At 36.5% G+C, this 15,068-nt stretch carries 11 protein-coding genes and 1 pseudogene; 1 reads left to right on the forward strand and 11 read right to left on the reverse strand.

Annotated elements, in window-relative coordinates:
• A partial coding sequence (locus NF27_RS12625; protein WP_039458825.1) for a hypothetical protein occupies positions 1 to 980 on the forward strand: 980 nt, incomplete at its 5' end.
• 125 nt (positions 981 to 1,105) lie between these two features.
• Here the strand turns inward: NF27_RS12625 and rpoD are convergent.
• The 11 genes and pseudogenes from rpoD to ispG form a co-directional block, all read right to left on the reverse strand.
• Positions 1,106 to 3,211 (reverse strand): RNA polymerase sigma factor RpoD, encoded by a 2,106-nt coding sequence (gene rpoD, locus NF27_RS09400; RefSeq protein ID WP_084212932.1) that lies wholly within the window; start codon positions 3,209 to 3,211, stop codon positions 1,106 to 1,108.
• A 10-nt stretch (positions 3,212 to 3,221) separates the two neighbouring features.
• Entirely contained in the window at positions 3,222 to 4,994 is a 1,773-nt protein-coding gene (gene dnaG / locus NF27_RS11440) for a DNA primase (RefSeq protein ID WP_053332749.1), read from the reverse strand.
• Between the two features lie 217 nt (positions 4,995 to 5,211).
• The gene (gene flgH, locus NF27_RS09410; protein WP_039458828.1) at positions 5,212 to 5,982 is read right to left on the reverse strand and encodes a flagellar basal body L-ring protein FlgH; all 771 of its coding nucleotides are present in this window, start codon (positions 5,980 to 5,982) and stop codon (positions 5,212 to 5,214) included.
• Between the two features lie 3 nt (positions 5,983 to 5,985).
• A complete protein-coding gene (flgA, locus tag NF27_RS09415) occupies positions 5,986 to 6,651 on the reverse strand; it encodes a flagellar basal body P-ring formation chaperone FlgA (protein WP_039458831.1) in 666 nt (221 codons plus the stop codon).
• 5 nt (positions 6,652 to 6,656) lie between these two features.
• A complete protein-coding gene (flgG, locus tag NF27_RS09420; RefSeq protein WP_039458832.1) occupies positions 6,657 to 7,454 on the reverse strand; it encodes a flagellar basal-body rod protein FlgG in 798 nt (265 codons plus the stop codon).
• A 35-nt stretch (positions 7,455 to 7,489) separates the two neighbouring features.
• A complete protein-coding gene (locus NF27_RS11445; RefSeq protein WP_053332750.1) occupies positions 7,490 to 8,209 on the reverse strand; it encodes a flagellar hook-basal body complex protein in 720 nt (239 codons plus the stop codon).
• 170 nt (positions 8,210 to 8,379) lie between these two features.
• Positions 8,380 to 9,573: pseudogene (xseA, locus tag NF27_RS09430) on the reverse strand (exodeoxyribonuclease VII large subunit); the annotation flags it as partial.
• On the reverse strand, positions 9,560 to 12,049 hold the full coding sequence (locus tag NF27_RS09435; RefSeq protein WP_068982025.1) for a valine--tRNA ligase: 2,490 nt from the start codon (positions 12,047 to 12,049) through the stop codon (positions 9,560 to 9,562). The pseudogene xseA and the gene NF27_RS09435, both read right to left, overlap by 14 nt.
• 18 nt (positions 12,050 to 12,067) lie before the next feature.
• On the reverse strand, positions 12,068 to 12,637 hold the full coding sequence (locus tag NF27_RS09440; protein ID WP_039458835.1) for a peptidylprolyl isomerase: 570 nt from the start codon (positions 12,635 to 12,637) through the stop codon (positions 12,068 to 12,070).
• A 159-nt stretch (positions 12,638 to 12,796) separates the two neighbouring features.
• Positions 12,797 to 13,603 carry a calponin homology domain-containing protein gene (locus NF27_RS09445; RefSeq protein ID WP_039458838.1) on the reverse strand — a complete coding sequence of 269 codons (807 nt, stop codon included), beginning with the start codon at positions 13,601 to 13,603 and terminating at the stop codon, positions 12,797 to 12,799.
• Positions 13,590 to 14,819: a flavodoxin-dependent (E)-4-hydroxy-3-methylbut-2-enyl-diphosphate synthase gene (gene ispG, locus NF27_RS09450; RefSeq protein WP_039458840.1), complete on the reverse strand. Its 1,230-nt coding sequence runs from the start codon at positions 14,817 to 14,819 to the stop codon at positions 13,590 to 13,592. Before ispG ends, NF27_RS09445 begins: the two co-directional genes overlap by 14 nt.
• Positions 14,820 to 15,068 lie beyond the last annotated feature (249 nt).

Consider the following 15,068-nt stretch of genomic DNA (forward strand, 5'->3'; position numbering starts at 1 on the left):
CTTATACATTTGAAAATATAGTTAAGCCTTTTTCTATATGGTCAGCTGAGAAGTTAGTTGAAGCAGGTATTTCAGCTATAGATGCTGCTGCTTATACGTTTGAAATGATACAAACAAGTTTTAATGATTGGTGGAGTCAACCTTCAAGTATTGATATAGCCAAACTTTATAACGATGCTCATCAGGCATTTAATGATTGGTGGAGTCAACCTTCAAGTATTGATATAGCTAAACTTTATAACAATGCTCATCAGGCATTTAATGATTGGTGGAGTCAACCTTCAAGTATTGATATAATAAAACTTTACAATGATTTATCAGATGTATTAGTATGCGGGTCAGAAAAATTTATATCAATCTCAAAACCGATAATTAAAAGCCCTATTTTTAAAGCTACATTCGTGACCTTAGCTAAATTGAACTTTGATAATTATGCTGTCGGTTCGTTAAAGATGTTTATGCCGGTTGTTGGTGTTATATCTTCCGTAGTGTCTGAAAATATACAAAACATCATTGATGAAAATGATGAAGATAACTTAGAAGATATAAATGTAGATATTAATGATAATTTGCTAAAAACAGCTATAGATAATAATATTAATTTAACAATAAAAGAAGAAAATATTAATAACCCATCTTGGGATGTACCTTCCAATGAGGAAGGCGTTTCAACATATACAAGCTATCTTTCTAATAATGCCCTTTCAAATATAATCAGTTCTGAATACTTTAAAGCGGCATTAATTTTATTTTCAGCTTATACTATGCAACAGAAGGAAGCTTATGAGGCATTTCCAACATCTGCTATAATCTTGAGTGCTATGTTTATGAGAAATGATAATATAAATCAGCAGGAGATGCTAAACAAAGCAGCTGTAGTTAACTTCCCTTATTCTTCTGATGAGCAGTTTGAACCCACTCTGCAACTGGATGTAATTAATAATCTTTATTATATGGATAGCACTCAAGACTTTAATTGAAGTGCTAAACCCATTGTATAGCTTATTTATCAATTTAAATAAATTGCTTTTAATCTGATAAAATATAAAAAGCGCGTCATAAGGTACATTATTATGGCGCGCTATATCTGGAAATTATTATAATTTTACTGAGTATTGCTTGAAAAGCCTTTTAACTTTTTAGCTCTACTTGGATGCCTTAGTTTTCTTAAAGCTTTAGCTTCAATTTGCCTAATCCTTTCCCGAGTTACTCTAAACTGTTTGCCGACCTCCTCAAGAGTGTGGTCAGTATTCATTCCAATACCGAATCTCATTCTAAGCACTCTTTCTTCCCTAGGGGTAAGGCTAGAGAGCACCCGAGTAGTAACTTCTCTTAAATTGGTAAGTATCGCTGCATCAAGCGGTTGGATAGCATTTTTATCTTCGATAAAATCACCAAGCATACTGCCTTCATCATCGCCCACAGGGTTTTCTAAACTCATCGGCTCTTTAGCAATTTTAAGAACTTTTCTTACTTTCTCAACCGGCATTGCAAGTTTCATTGCAATTTCCTCAGGAGTAGGTTCTCTTCCCATATCATGAACAATTTGTCTTGAAGTTCTAAGGATCTTGTTGATTGTTTCTATCATATGCACAGGGATACGAATAGTTCGTGCCTGGTCGGCGATAGATCTCGTAATTGCCTGCCTAATCCACCACGTAGCGTAGGTAGAAAACTTATAACCTCTTCTGTATTCAAACTTATCTACCGCCTTCATAAGACCGATATTTCCTTCCTGAATAAGATCAAGAAACTGTAATCCACGATTAGCATATTTCTTAGCAATTGAGATTACTAGCCTTAAGTTTGCCTCGATCATTTCCTTCTTAGCTTTGCTTGCAACGCGTTCACCCCTTTGCACTTCGGAAACCAGCTGTTTAAAGGTAGAAATATCCAAGCCCACTTCTTTGGCTATTTCGATTACATTACCGCGTAAGTAATTAATCTGCTCTCTTTCTTTTTGAATAAAATCTTTAAATCCTTTATCTTTTAAGCCTTCCAATTTGTCCAGCAGCATCGGCTCAAGCTCATTTCCCGTATATTTAGTTAAGAAAGTGTTACGGTTAATTTTGTTATTTTCAGCTAGCCTTAAAATTTGAGATTCAATACCGATAAGTTTCTTATTTATGCTGTATAACTTGTCTAAAATCCTATCAATTTGAGTTTCATTAAAGCGCATATCCTGCATTAAGGTACTAAGTTCCTGATTTAAAGTTTCATATTTTTTATTAAGTGCCGCGCTGAATGGTTTGTTTTCAAGTGCAGCAGCAAGCTTATCCTGTTGAATGTTTAAAATTTGTCCTGATAGTTGAGCAGCTTTTCCGAAAACATCAATCATTTTCGGTCTAAGTTCTATTTCCATACTTAAAATGGATAAATTCTCTTCACTATCATAATCATCCGGAGCTTCAGTTTTTTTCTCATCGCCTTCTTCTTCGTCTAAATCTTCATCTTCCGATTCTTCAGTTTCTTCTTCAGTTTCATCCTCATCTTCGTCTTCTTCTTCCTTAAAGCCTGCAAAGTCATCTTCAGCAAGCTTAGCTTCAGAAAATTCATCTTTACCAAATTCTTTAGAGTACATTGCATCAAGATCAATTATTTCACGTAATAAAATAGCCTCATTAGATAATGCATCATACCAATCAATAAATGCTCTCAAAGCTACAGGTGTTTGACAAAGATAAGTGATCATTTTATAACGACCGTCTTCAATCTTTTTAGCTATCTCAACTTCACCTTCTCTGGATAACAGCTCAACATGCCCCATCTCTTTGAGATACATTCTAACCGGATCATCACTTCTTAAAGTCTCCTGTTCCTCTTCTTCTTCCGCAGGTTCTTCTTCGGATATAGGAAGGTCGAAAACCAGCTCTTCATCATCAGAAGATTTCTCTGATAGAGTAATTCCCGCATCATCGAAAAAGGAAATAGTATCTTCAATTTTTTCAATATCGGTATCACTGATAACACTGTTAAGCTGATCAAATGTTACGCTTCCGGTCTCTTTGCCTTTTTTTATCAATTTTTCAAAGGAAGAATCCTCATTAGCTGCTTTATTTGCAGGTGATTTAGCAGTTTGGGTCTTCACCTCAACTGAATCCATATTATTAATTGAGGACTTTTCAGCCGAAGAAAGTTTTTTAGACTCCTTGAATATCTTGTTATCCTCTTTTGTTGCCGTCTTTTGGTTCTTAGAAGTAGCCTTGCTCATTTTGTTCTCGTTAATTTAAAATGTTAAGTTCTGTTTTTAGGATTTCCTCAATTTGTTTCAAATAGCTTAACTTGTTATAAGTTTCTTCATCTTGTCTTTCCATCAGTAATTGACTTGTGGTTTTTATTTGTTCTTGAATTATAATCAAATTGTTTAATTTGAAAATTCTTATTATTCCCTCTTTAGCTTCTTCACTACTTGCCTCGCTTTTCGCGAACGTGTCAAACATATTATCATTTAACTTAAAATTAAATTGCTCTTCCAAAGTTTGCCGCAAAGTTTTCCGACAAGGCTCGTTTTCGTAATTGATATAACCTTTTAAATTTAATATATATTCACGGATTTTGTCAAGAAAATTAGACCTTATTTCAATGTCATGCAGTTCATAATATATTTCATCATCAGAAATAATTTCAGGGTGGTTAATAACTGTTGCCAGAATAGTTAAAATATTGTTTTCCTGTTCGCTCAGTATTGATTGTATGTTGTGCTTTGAATTTAAAAATTCTTTATTAATATTGGGTTTTTTCTTATTTGAAAGTATCTCATATACTTTGCTTTTAAAGTATGAACTATAAGATTTTTGCAGGTCTTTATCAATAATTTTTTTAGCTAGTAATTCCAGGTTTTTCCTTAAAGTTGTAACATTTTCTGGGGTTTTTACGGTATGCATTTTTAAAAGTGACGTAAACAACAACTCTGATAAAGGGGTAGGGTGATTTATTATTGATTTAAAAAATTCTCTACCTTTATTAACAATTACTTCATCGGGATCTTTCCCCCCCGTGAGAGAGGCAAAATTTAATGTTTTATCCGCTTTAATAAAAGGGAGAATTTCGGAAGCAAGCCTGGAGGTTGCAGTTCTTCCCGCGTTATCCGCATCAAGACAGAGGGTAGGTATATCAACAATTTTCCATAAAGATTTTATATGCTCTGAAGATATACTTGTTCCAAGTGGAGCCACTGAATTGTAAATTTCATTATTTGCCAGGGCTATGACATCCATATATCCTTCAACTACTATTATTTGCTTGGTTTTAAGTGCTTCTTTTTTGGCAAAGTTTAAGCCGTATAAGGTTTCACTTTTTTTAAATATTAATGTTTCCGGAGAATTTAAATATTTAGGCTCTCCTTTTTCTATTAACCTTCCTCCGAAAGCAACAGTTTTACCGCTCTTATTAAAAATCGGGAAAATAACACGATTTTTTAATGGATTATAAACCCCGTAATCGCCTTTTAATAATACTTTAGAAGCAGCTATCTGAGTTTCATTAAATTTTTGCTTTAATATATCATGCAACTCACTATGGTTGTGGGGAGTAAATCCTAGTCTATATTCTGCAATAATTTCATTTTTCAGGCCTCTTTTTTTAAGGTAATTTAAAGCTTGTTTCCCTTCCGGGCTAAATAGTTTTTGTGTATAGTAATTTGCTGCTGCTTCATGAATTTCTATTAAAATATCTCTAATATCCTGCTGCTTTTTTTGCACTTCGGTATGTTTCGGCAGCTCAATGCCTGCTTCTTGGGCTAATTTTTCCAAAGCTTCGGGGAATTTAAGATATTCGGTTTCCATCAAATACGAAAAAACATCGCCATGTGCACCGCAACCGAAGCAGTGATAAAATCCTTTGTTATCACTCACATTAAATGAGGGGCTTTTTTCCGGATGAAAAGGGCATAAACCGAGATATTCTCCGGTAGTTTTACGCTTGAGCGCAACCTTTTTGGATACTACGGAAGATAGATTTATCCTTGCTTTTACTTGATCAATCGCGTAAGACAATCAGCAGCCCTTATTATTTTATTTCAGGATTATAACAAAAAATTATTTTAATGATACCTTAGAGTATATTTCAACTAAATGTTTTATTAAGGTTATTTTTATTCATACTAAACTTATTAATAAAAAAAGTAATAAGCTTTCATTTGTAAATTTTTTGCGGAGATTTTAGGTGATTGCACAGGCTTTAAAAAGCTTGTTTCCTTAAGGTGTTTATCTCCTAAAACGGTGCAACAATATCTAATATTTGCCTGCCTAATCTTTCCTGCTGATATTCCGATAATTGCCCACGCCCACCGTAAGATACTCTGGCTTCTGCAATCTGATCTAAGGTAACTGCATTTTCAGAGCTGATATCTTCAGGCCTTACTATACCTTCTATAGTTACTTCCCTTACCTCAAAATTAACCCTCACTTCTTGGGATCCCTTAATATATAAATTATTATTCGGAAGTATTTTTATTACTGTTGCGGCAACTGTTGTATTAATGGTTTCCTGCCTATCAACTTTGCCTTCGCCGGTATTGTTGTCGTTTGAGGTAACATTTAATAATTTAGAAGGATTTACCGCATCAGGTAAAATGTTTTTAACTTTGTTTTCAAAGCCGAATAAGCTTGGCATACCTGCACTTGTAGAGCCTGATCTGGTTTTTGTAGTTTTATTATCGAGTTTTGCTTTATCTTGAATAGTAATATTCACTTTTAAGATATCTCCGATTGCTCTTGCGCGCAGATCACGGAAAAAGGCTCTTGAGCCGGGTTTCCATAAAGAATTGGCAGCTTTCCCTTGAGCCGGGGGTTCTATTGATGATTGCTGCTCCGATTGAGCCGTTTTAGCTTTAAGGTATTGTTCCTGTTGAATATAGTCATTATAAGTATTAACCTTATTAAATTCGGGAGGGCGTCCTACATTAGCAAGTCGGTTCGCCATAATATCACAGGCTGTTAAAGAAGATAAAGAAAGAAGTAAGATAATTTGCTTAATATTCATAATTTATATTTGTCCCCCAACCTCAACTACTTGAGCATTTTTTATCCTTCCGATAACTAACTTGCCGCTATCAATATTTTTAAACTTGATAATATCATCTAAGCCGCCGGCCTCTAAGGCTACTCCCAATGTTTCGATTATGAGAGCAGTTTTATTAAATTGCAAGGTAACCTTTTGTCCTTTATTAATTATAGTCGGCGACATAAGCTCGCTTGGCCTTATAGGTTTGTTCGGTTGTAAGGTTTTTTTAGCTGATTTACCTATAATTTCCTTTGTATCTTGGATTATAAGCCCTGAAAGCTTATCTTTCGGATATTTTATTTCTCCGAACATATCCTCATTAAGTAATTCTCCTTTATTAACCTTGCGGGTGAGGGTAGGGATAATTATTGCTTCCGTACTGATGCCTTCGAGTGAATATTCGTGACCGTTAGAAGTAACTAATAATTTAACTTTATTAGAGTTAAGTGCATATTCAGTAGCCAGTAGCTCGATATCTTTCGCGTTCTTTAGGTTACTGCCAGCATTTAGCCTAACTATAATATGGTCAATAAATTTTTCACGTTCCAGTTCTTCCTCAACCATCTCTTTAATTTCAGTGATGGTATGAGCAAAAGCAAAGCAGTAGTGAAAAATAATAATAAAAAATAGGTGAGGGATATATTTCATATTACTTACGATTTAGAATCAATTGCTTCTTTTGCCATCTGCTCTGCCGTCTGCATAACTTTCGAGTTCATTTCATAATTCCTTTGTGCCTTAATTAGGTTCATAATTTCGGTGATTGAATTTACGTTAGAACTTTCAACAAAATGTTGTTTGATACTTCCGAATCCCTCATCAAGAGCAAAGCCTAAGATAGGAGCACCGGAAGCGGTAGTTTCTTTGTATATACTATCCCCAATTGCCTCTAATCCCGAAGGGTTTTGAAATATTGCCAAATCAAGTTGCCCCAAATCCTGAGGGTCAGGCTGGCCGGCTATGGTTGCCTGTACTCTGCCGTCTCGGGTTATTGTTACATTGAGGGCGTCCTGCGGGATAGTGATGCCCGGTGATATTTCATATCCTAAAGGGTTAACAATCACTCCATCAGGACTCCGCATTAACTCACCGGCTCTTGTATAGCCGGTATTGCCGTCAGGTAAGTTGACCAGAAAAAACCCGTTACCGTCAAGTGCAAGGTTGAGCGGAGTATTAGGTGTTGGGATTAATTCTCCTTGTGAGAAAACTTTATATGTTGCTCCCACGGCCGTTCCTAGACCGAATTGTATACCTGTGGGGATTATGCTTCCGTCAGCAGCGGATAAAGACCCCATCCTGGTTTCAGTTTGATATAATAAATCATTGAAAATGACATCCGACCTTTTATATCCTTTTGTTTCCGAGTTAGCTACGTTATGTGAAATATTATCAATCTTGCGCTCGTTTGCCACCATACCGGTCGCAGCTATATTTAATGCTCTTAACGACATAATAAGTTATCCTCCCCCTATTTTAGTCCCCTGTTTTATTCCCCTATTTTTGAATATACCTTGTAAGTACTACGTTGCATATTATATAAATCATTAATTAAGTTTGATGTAACGGTTGCATCTTTTTGCACCTCAGCTAATTTTACCATTTCTTCAATTGCATTAACGTTCGAACCTTCAAGCATACCTTGTACGATTCTTGCATCTTCCTTAGCTTCCGGAGCTGCCTCCGAAGTAAATAACCCTTCTCCATTTTTCCTGACCAGACGCGGGTTTGTAAACTCTACCACTCCGATCACTCCCCTTGCTTCTCCGTTTACCGTTATAGTTCCGTCCTGAAGTATAACAGGTGAAGGGTCACCTTCTTCAAATCCGATTTCCTGGTTGTCGGCAGTGAGTATCGGGCTTCCTTTATCGTTTACCAAGGTATTTTCCGCATTAATAAAAAAGTTACCGTTTCTGGTGTATTGAATACCGTTCTTAGTATTAACTACAAAGAAACCACTTCCTACCAATGCCACGTCTAAAGGCCTATTAGTTGGAACTAATCCGCCGTCTTTAAGGTCAAGGGTAGTTGCAATGTCATTCGGAAAAGCTACCTTTTCTCTCGTATCTTGAGTTAAGTATTTATCAAAGACCATGTGCTCTTTTTTGAATCCGGTGGTATTTGAATTTGCAACATTATCAGCTGTAACATTTATTTTATTAAATGCTGCAACTTGTTTAGATAGCATAAAATAAGTCGAATTATCCATAGTATTTAATTTTTCTTATATACAAAAGAGTAAGCAAATTTTATACCAAATAATTAGTAACATTAAATTTATGTTAAGATGCAAAGTTAATTGTTGTCAAATAAAGATTGTTGCTTGTTCTGCTCCGAGGGATTTTTTATACTATGGCTTTTGCCGGAAATGTTTAAAGCTAATGCCTCTTGGGTGCCGTCATGCAGCTCTATTTTTATTACGCTATTCAGCTTAATTTGGGTAATACTTTTTATTACTTTTCCTTTATTATCCCTGATTAGCGCAAATCCGCGCTTTAAAACTTTCTGATAATGAAAGCTATCAAGCAGCATGCCGTGTATTTGAAGTTTTGAATTAAGCCGTTGTAATAAATTAGTCATCAGATTAGAGAGTTTAAACTCAATATTTTCTAATTTCCCTTCCAGTGAGATTATTTTGGAAAGAAAAAAACCCAAGGCAGTTGAGAGATTATTTAGTTTGAGTTCATTATGTTTAATTAAATTCGGCAGGGTTGAATCAAGTCTTCGTTTTAAGGTTTCTAAAGTATATTTTAACTCGGATAGTACTGGAACTGCAATTTCTGCAGCAGCAGTCGGGGTAGGGGCTCTTTTGTCGGAAGCAAAATCTATAAGTGTGGTATCCGTTTCATGGCCTACTGCTGAAATGATCGGGATTTTAGAATCAGCTGTTGCTCTAATTACTATTTCTTCATTGAAAGCCCATAAATCTTCAATTGAACCGCCCCCTCTTGCAACAATTAAAATATCAGGTTTAGGTATAGAGTATGGAAGGTTATTAAAGCCATTTATAGCACCGGCAATCTGTTCGGCAGCTTCATTTCCTTGTACCAACACTCCCCAAAGCAAGATGTGAACCGGAAAGCGGTCGGATATCCTATGTAAAATATCTCTGATTACAGCTCCGGTAGGGGAGGTAATAACCCCGATAGTTCTCGGCAAATAAGGAATCGGTTTTTTTCGATTAGGTGCAAATAAACCTTCAGCTTCCAATTTTTGCTTTCTTTTTTCAAGCATGGCAAGTAATGCGCCAATTCCCGCTACTTCAACTTTTTCAACGATTAACTGATAATAAGACCTCCCCGGAAAAGAGGAGATGGAACCGGTGCATATTACCTCAACCCCATCTTCAATTTGAAATGGGAGTTGATTCGCTAGCTTCTTCCAACAAACTGCATTAAGTACGGCATTGTTATCTTTTAAACTAAAATATATATGACCTGATGAGGCAACTTTAAGTCCTGAGATTTCACCCCTAATTCTGATATAAGAAAAGGTTTCTTCCAGTGTAACCTTTATTGCATGAGCAACTTCCGAAACACTGTATTCAGGAAGATTAGAGTCAGATCCTTTCATCATCATGTTGTTCTATCTCCGCATAAATTGAATATTTACCGTCAAGTGAAGATAAGCTAGAATTATTTAAGGCACGGTTATATTTAAATTCAGAAGCATTGGCAGCCAACCTTAAGTCATTTAATACGGAGCTATCTAAATCTGCCCCGCTCCATTCAACAAGTTTAAGCGGCACTCGAAGCGATAAGTTCCGCTCGGATTTAAATTTTCTAACCAGCTCTAACACTTGTAATGCGACAGCTCCTTGTGCGTATAATTTTTCTTTAAAATAATGGTTTTCAAGCTTTGGCCAACTACCGCGTTTGTGTAAAGATTTACCGCTGAAAATATGGTGATTAATCTCTTCGGTAATATGAGGTAATAGCGGAGCAAACAATATCAGGATGTGCTTTAAACAATGGTATATTGTATATACTGCGCTCATTTGACCTTTAGGGTTGAGCTTGGTTTCATCATAAGCTCTGGCTTTAACCAATTCTAAGTAATTATCGCAAAAAGCATTCCAGAAGAAATCTTCTATTATCACTCGAGCATCCGAGTATTCAAACTTATCAAATTCAGCGGTTGCACCTTCAATCGTTTTATGGAGCTCAGATAATATCCATAAATCAAGTGACTCAAATATTTTACCGTTATTAATATCTTCTTGCGGGAAAGTCGGCTGATTACCGTCAAGCTTAGCAAAATGAAAACCGGCAAATTTAGAAGCATTCCAAAGCTTATTAACTAATTTTCTGCCGATTTTAAACAATTCCTCCGAGTAAGCGGTATCAACACCGAGCTTAGAAGTAGATGCCCAATAACGCACCACATCAGATCCTTTTTCAATAATTAGTTCCTTAGGGGTAACTACGTTGCCTTTGGATTTACTCATCTTTGTTTTATCGCGAGCTAAGCACCAGCCGCTAATCATTAAATTTTTCCATGGAATAGAGTCTTCATGGAACAGAGATTTCACGATCGTATAAAACCCCCAGGTTCTGATGATTTCATGGGCTTGCGGTCTTAAATCAAACGGATATAATTTCTGATGCCTATCATAATCGATAGCTAAGCTCCGGGTTATTGCCGAAGTGTTAAGCTGTGGGCTGATTGAACTGGTTGCCCAAGTATCCATAACATCATAATCAGGCTCAACTTCTTTCCTCGTATACCCTTTCGGTAAATCGGTAAGCGGATCGACCGGGAGCTGATCAATATCGGCAAGCAATATTTTTCCTTCTTCTCCACTACGTTTGGAATACCAAGCCGGGAATGGAACCCCGAAAAAACGTTGCCTTGAAATACACCAATCCTGGTTTAAGCCGTTAATCCAATTTTCAAGCCTTACTCTCATATAATCCGGGTACCAATTACATGCTCTGCCTTTTTCAATTAAAGCATCCTTATGAGATAAAAGGGTAACATACCATTGATGGGTAGGAATAATTTCAAGCGGAGCACCTGATCTTTCCGCGCACTTAACAAATTGAGTTACTTCTTCCTGCTTTCTAAGTAGCCCGAGGGTCTTTAAATCTTCTATGATTTGCTTTTTAGTTTCTTCAACTTTTAAACCGTCATATTTTCCGGAGTTAACCATTTTTCCGTCAAGGCTAATACACTCCTTGGTTGTAAGATTATGTTTTTTCCACCATTCTATATCTTGAATATCCCCAAAAGTACAGCACATTACTAGTCCGGTACCTTTCTCAGGATTTACACTTTCATCGGCAATTATAGAAACTTCATGATTAAATATAGGTGTAATGGCTTTCTTCCCTGCAAGGTGTGCATACCTTCCATCAAGGGGATTATAAAACACGGCAACACAAGCAGGAATAAGCTCAGGCCTGGTAGTTGCAATAATCACTTCTTCTCCATTTGCAGTAGAGAAAGCTATATCATTCATATAACCTTTACGTTCTTTATCTTCAATTTCCGCTTGGGCAATTGCGGTTCTGTCAACCGGATCCCAAAATGTGGGAGAAAATTTGCGGTAAGCTAAATCTTTATTAAACAGATCGATGAAAGACATTTGGGAAATTTTGCGGGAATGCTTACTGATAGTTTGGTATTCCTGTGTCCAATCAACGCTTAAAGCTATTTCTTTAAATAAGGCTCTAAACTCCTGTTCGGATTCTTCGACTACTTCTTCACAAATTTTAATAAAGTCGGCACGCGGCATCTTTCCTGCACGCACACCTTTAACTTTCTCCACAAGCCTTTCAGTCGGCAGTCCGTTATCATCAAATCCCATCGGGTAGAATACGTTCATTCCCTTCATTCGTTGATAGCGAGCTATGAAATCAGTTTGAGTATAGCTAAATATATGCCCCATATGTAACAAGCCGGAAACTGTAGGAGGAGGGGTATCTATTGAAAATGTGCTTTCTCTTCCTTCTTCATTGTTATAAGCATAAACTTGGGTTTTATCCCAAGTTTCCTGCCATTTTTTTTCTACTTCTTGTGAATTATACTTTTCCGGTAATGAGGACATTTACTTTCCTTCGGTTATTTATTTTTTCTTTTCGATATCTGCTAATATTTTCATGCTAATAATTTTATCAGGGTTGGTGACTTGCCCGTTATCATCTTCGCTGCCTTTTTTAATTTTATCAACAAACTCCATGCCACTTATCACTTTGCCGAAGGCGGTATATTGTTTATCCAGGTGAGAAGCGGTTGCAAGTACGATAAAAAACTGGCTGTTTGCAGAATTAGGATTCATGCTTCTTGCCATAGAAACTATTCCTCTTGCATGGTGAATATCGTTAAATTCCGCTTTTAAATCAGGTTTTGGGCTTCCTCCCATCCCAGTGCCGGTCGGGTCTCCGGTTTGTGCCATAAAATTTTTAATTACTCTGTGAAAGACTACACCGTTGTAAAAGCCTTCTCTGGTCAGCTCCTTAATCCTTTTTACGTGCTCTGGAGCTTTATTTGGAAACAGTTCGATTTCAACCGTGCCGTCTTTTAATTCCATAACTATAATATTCTCCGGGTCAAGTTTTCCTTCTGAAGTTGCTTCCGCTTGTATAGAGGAAAAAGTGAAGGCTATGCCGCAAAATGTTGAGATAAACTTTTTCATAATGAACCCGAAATTATAGTTAATAATTTGCGATATTACTCTTCGAGCACAAAACTTCAACAGTTTTTACATGTAATTAGAAAATAATAGGTTTATATAGTAATAATCTTATTACATATAAACCCTTAGTTTAAATAATCGACAATAGAACTTATTTTCCTAGTTAAGATATTGGTAAATATCCACATCTTCAGCTTTTAAAAAGCTATCAATTTTAACCATGCGTTTAGCTATCTTTTTATTCTTTATATCCCCGAACCAAAGCTTCCATTTTTGCTCACCTACTAATTGTTTGTTAATTTGAGTAGAGTGAAGGGAGAATACTGTGATATTACCGCTGTTGTCTTTGACCAGATAAGTTGCACCGCTTAAGTCGGGGGTAAGGTGTTTGATCGGCTTATCAATTAAGTTGGTATAACTTTTAGTTAAGTTCAGGAAGTTGTTATATCCCGGAATTTTAGAGGTGGAGATATCTTTAGAATAGGCAGCTATTAAAGTTCCTTTTAATTTAAGCAATTTAAGTAAAATCATATGGCGGTTACCAAGTGTTTTTATAACTTGTGAATCACCTCGATTATGTTCAGGGATGAAGTTTTCTATACTTGATAAATCTTTTACTCTAAGCGGCGTAGGCGGGGTAGGAGTGTGTATTATTCCAACTACTGATAAAGCAGCGCCGTTTTCTAAGGATTCAGCTATACTTGATTCCATAATTTCCTGAAAAGTAACAGCTAATTGACGTAGCTCAGAATCTTTACCCTCAATTGCAACATAGCCGCTGCTGTTAAGCTTTTTCCATAGTCTTTCTACTTTCTTTTTTTCTTTGTTCCTTAAAAAAGGATAAGTATCAATTGTTTTACCTACCTTACTTTCAAGGCTAGGTATTTCAGCACTACATAAGCTTATTTGAAAGATTAAACTAAAAAGTATTAAAACCGAGTATATAATTTTATTAAGGTTTTGCATATTTTTTTACCACATATTCAGTTAGTATTGTTTGGAATTCTTCGGCAATTTTTGTTCCCCTTAAGGTATGAGCTTTCTTCCCGTCAATGAAAACCGGGGCAATCGGCTCTTCGCCAGAACCGGGAAGACTTATCCCGATATCGGCATGTTTACTTTCTCCGGGGCCGTTTACAATGCAGCCCATTACCGCGACGTTCATATTTTCAACACCAGGATAAACTTTCTTCCATTCTTTTATTTGATTACGAATAAAGTCCTGAATCTTACCGGCTAATTCCTGGAAAAATGTGCTGGTGGTTCTGCCGCAACCCGGGCAGGCGCTAACCATCGGTAGAAATGATCTAAGTCCCAGTGTCTGTAAAACCTCTTGGCATACTACCACTTCCTGAGTTCGAGACTCACCCACCCCTGGAGTTAAGGAAGCTCTGATTGTATCTCCGATGCCTTGATAAAGCAATATTCCAAGAGCGCTTGCGGTAGCAACTATACCTTTACTGCCCATACCTGCTTCAGTTAAGCCTAAATGTAAACAATAATTAGATCGCTTAGCTAGTTCTAGGTAAACTGCGATTAAGTCCTGGATTCGACTGACCTTAGTTGAAATGATTATTTTATTAGCGGGAAGACCTAACTCTTCAGCACGGCCAGCACTTTTTAATGTGGAAACTACCAATGCCTCGCGCATTATTTCCTCTGCGGATTTCGGTGAATTGGAAGTAGCGTTCTCATTCATTAATTTAGTAGCTAAATCCTGATCTAAGCTTCCCCAGTTAACCCCTATCCTAACCGGCTTATTATATTTTATAGCGCATTCGACCATAACATCAAATTGCTTATCGCGTTTTTCGCCAAACCCTACATTCCCCGGGTTAATCCTATATTTATCAAGCGCAGCTGCGCATTCCGGTACATCAGTTAAAAGCTTATGGCCGTTATAATGGAAACAGCCGACCAAGGGCACATTATAGCCTTGCTTTACTAAATTATTTTTAATTTTCGGGACTGCTTTCGCTGCAGATTCATTATTGACCGTGATACGAACTATCTCTGAGCCTGCTTCAAATAGTTCAATAATTTGTTTAGTGGTGGATTCCGCATTGCTTGTATCGGTGTTGGTCATCGATTGCACGACTAGAGGGGCATTACCGCCTATTGCCACGCCTCCGACCATAACCTGGTGTGTTTTATGACGATTTATAGGGGATAAAGCAACCATAGCACAATTTATATATTTTATTCTGAACTATAGCTATATTTAAAGCTAATATAAAGAGAAAAATAAACTGTTTATATAAATGTATAGCGGAATAAATTAGAAAAAGAATTATTTTATGAGTTTGCTAAAAATTAAATTAGGCAGATGCCGGGTTAAAAATAGTCAATACAATTAAGGGGTAATTGATATATAGAAAAGATTGGTAATTTAACTTCCTTCCGTTTATTAAACAATCCTAAGAGTAAAGAG

Source organism: Candidatus Jidaibacter acanthamoeba (assembly GCF_000815465.1).
Lineage (GTDB): Bacteria > Pseudomonadota > Alphaproteobacteria > Rickettsiales > Midichloriaceae > Jidaibacter > Jidaibacter acanthamoebae.

Excerpts from the sequence above, each read along its gene's own strand:
- NF27_RS11445 (WP_053332750.1), bottom strand. The coding sequence starts at position 8,209 with ATGGATAATTCGACTTATTTTATGCTATCTAAACAAGTTGCAGCATTT.
- flgA (WP_039458831.1), bottom strand. The coding sequence starts at position 6,651 with ATGAAATATATCCCTCACCTATTTTTTATTATTATTTTTCACTACTGC.
- flgH (WP_039458828.1), bottom strand. The coding sequence starts at position 5,982 with ATGAATATTAAGCAAATTATCTTACTTCTTTCTTTATCTTCTTTAACA.
- flgG (WP_039458832.1), bottom strand. The coding sequence starts at position 7,454 with ATGTCGTTAAGAGCATTAAATATAGCTGCGACCGGTATGGTGGCAAAC.
- rpoD (WP_084212932.1), bottom strand. The coding sequence starts at position 3,211 with ATGAGCAAGGCTACTTCTAAGAACCAAAAGACGGCAACAAAAGAGGAT.
- NF27_RS09435 (WP_068982025.1), bottom strand. The coding sequence starts at position 12,049 with ATGTCCTCATTACCGGAAAAGTATAATTCACAAGAAGTAGAAAAAAAA.
- NF27_RS09440 (WP_039458835.1), bottom strand. The coding sequence starts at position 12,637 with ATGAAAAAGTTTATCTCAACATTTTGCGGCATAGCCTTCACTTTTTCC.
- NF27_RS09445 (WP_039458838.1), bottom strand. The coding sequence starts at position 13,603 with ATGCAAAACCTTAATAAAATTATATACTCGGTTTTAATACTTTTTAGT.
- ispG (WP_039458840.1), bottom strand. The coding sequence starts at position 14,819 with ATGGTTGCTTTATCCCCTATAAATCGTCATAAAACACACCAGGTTATG.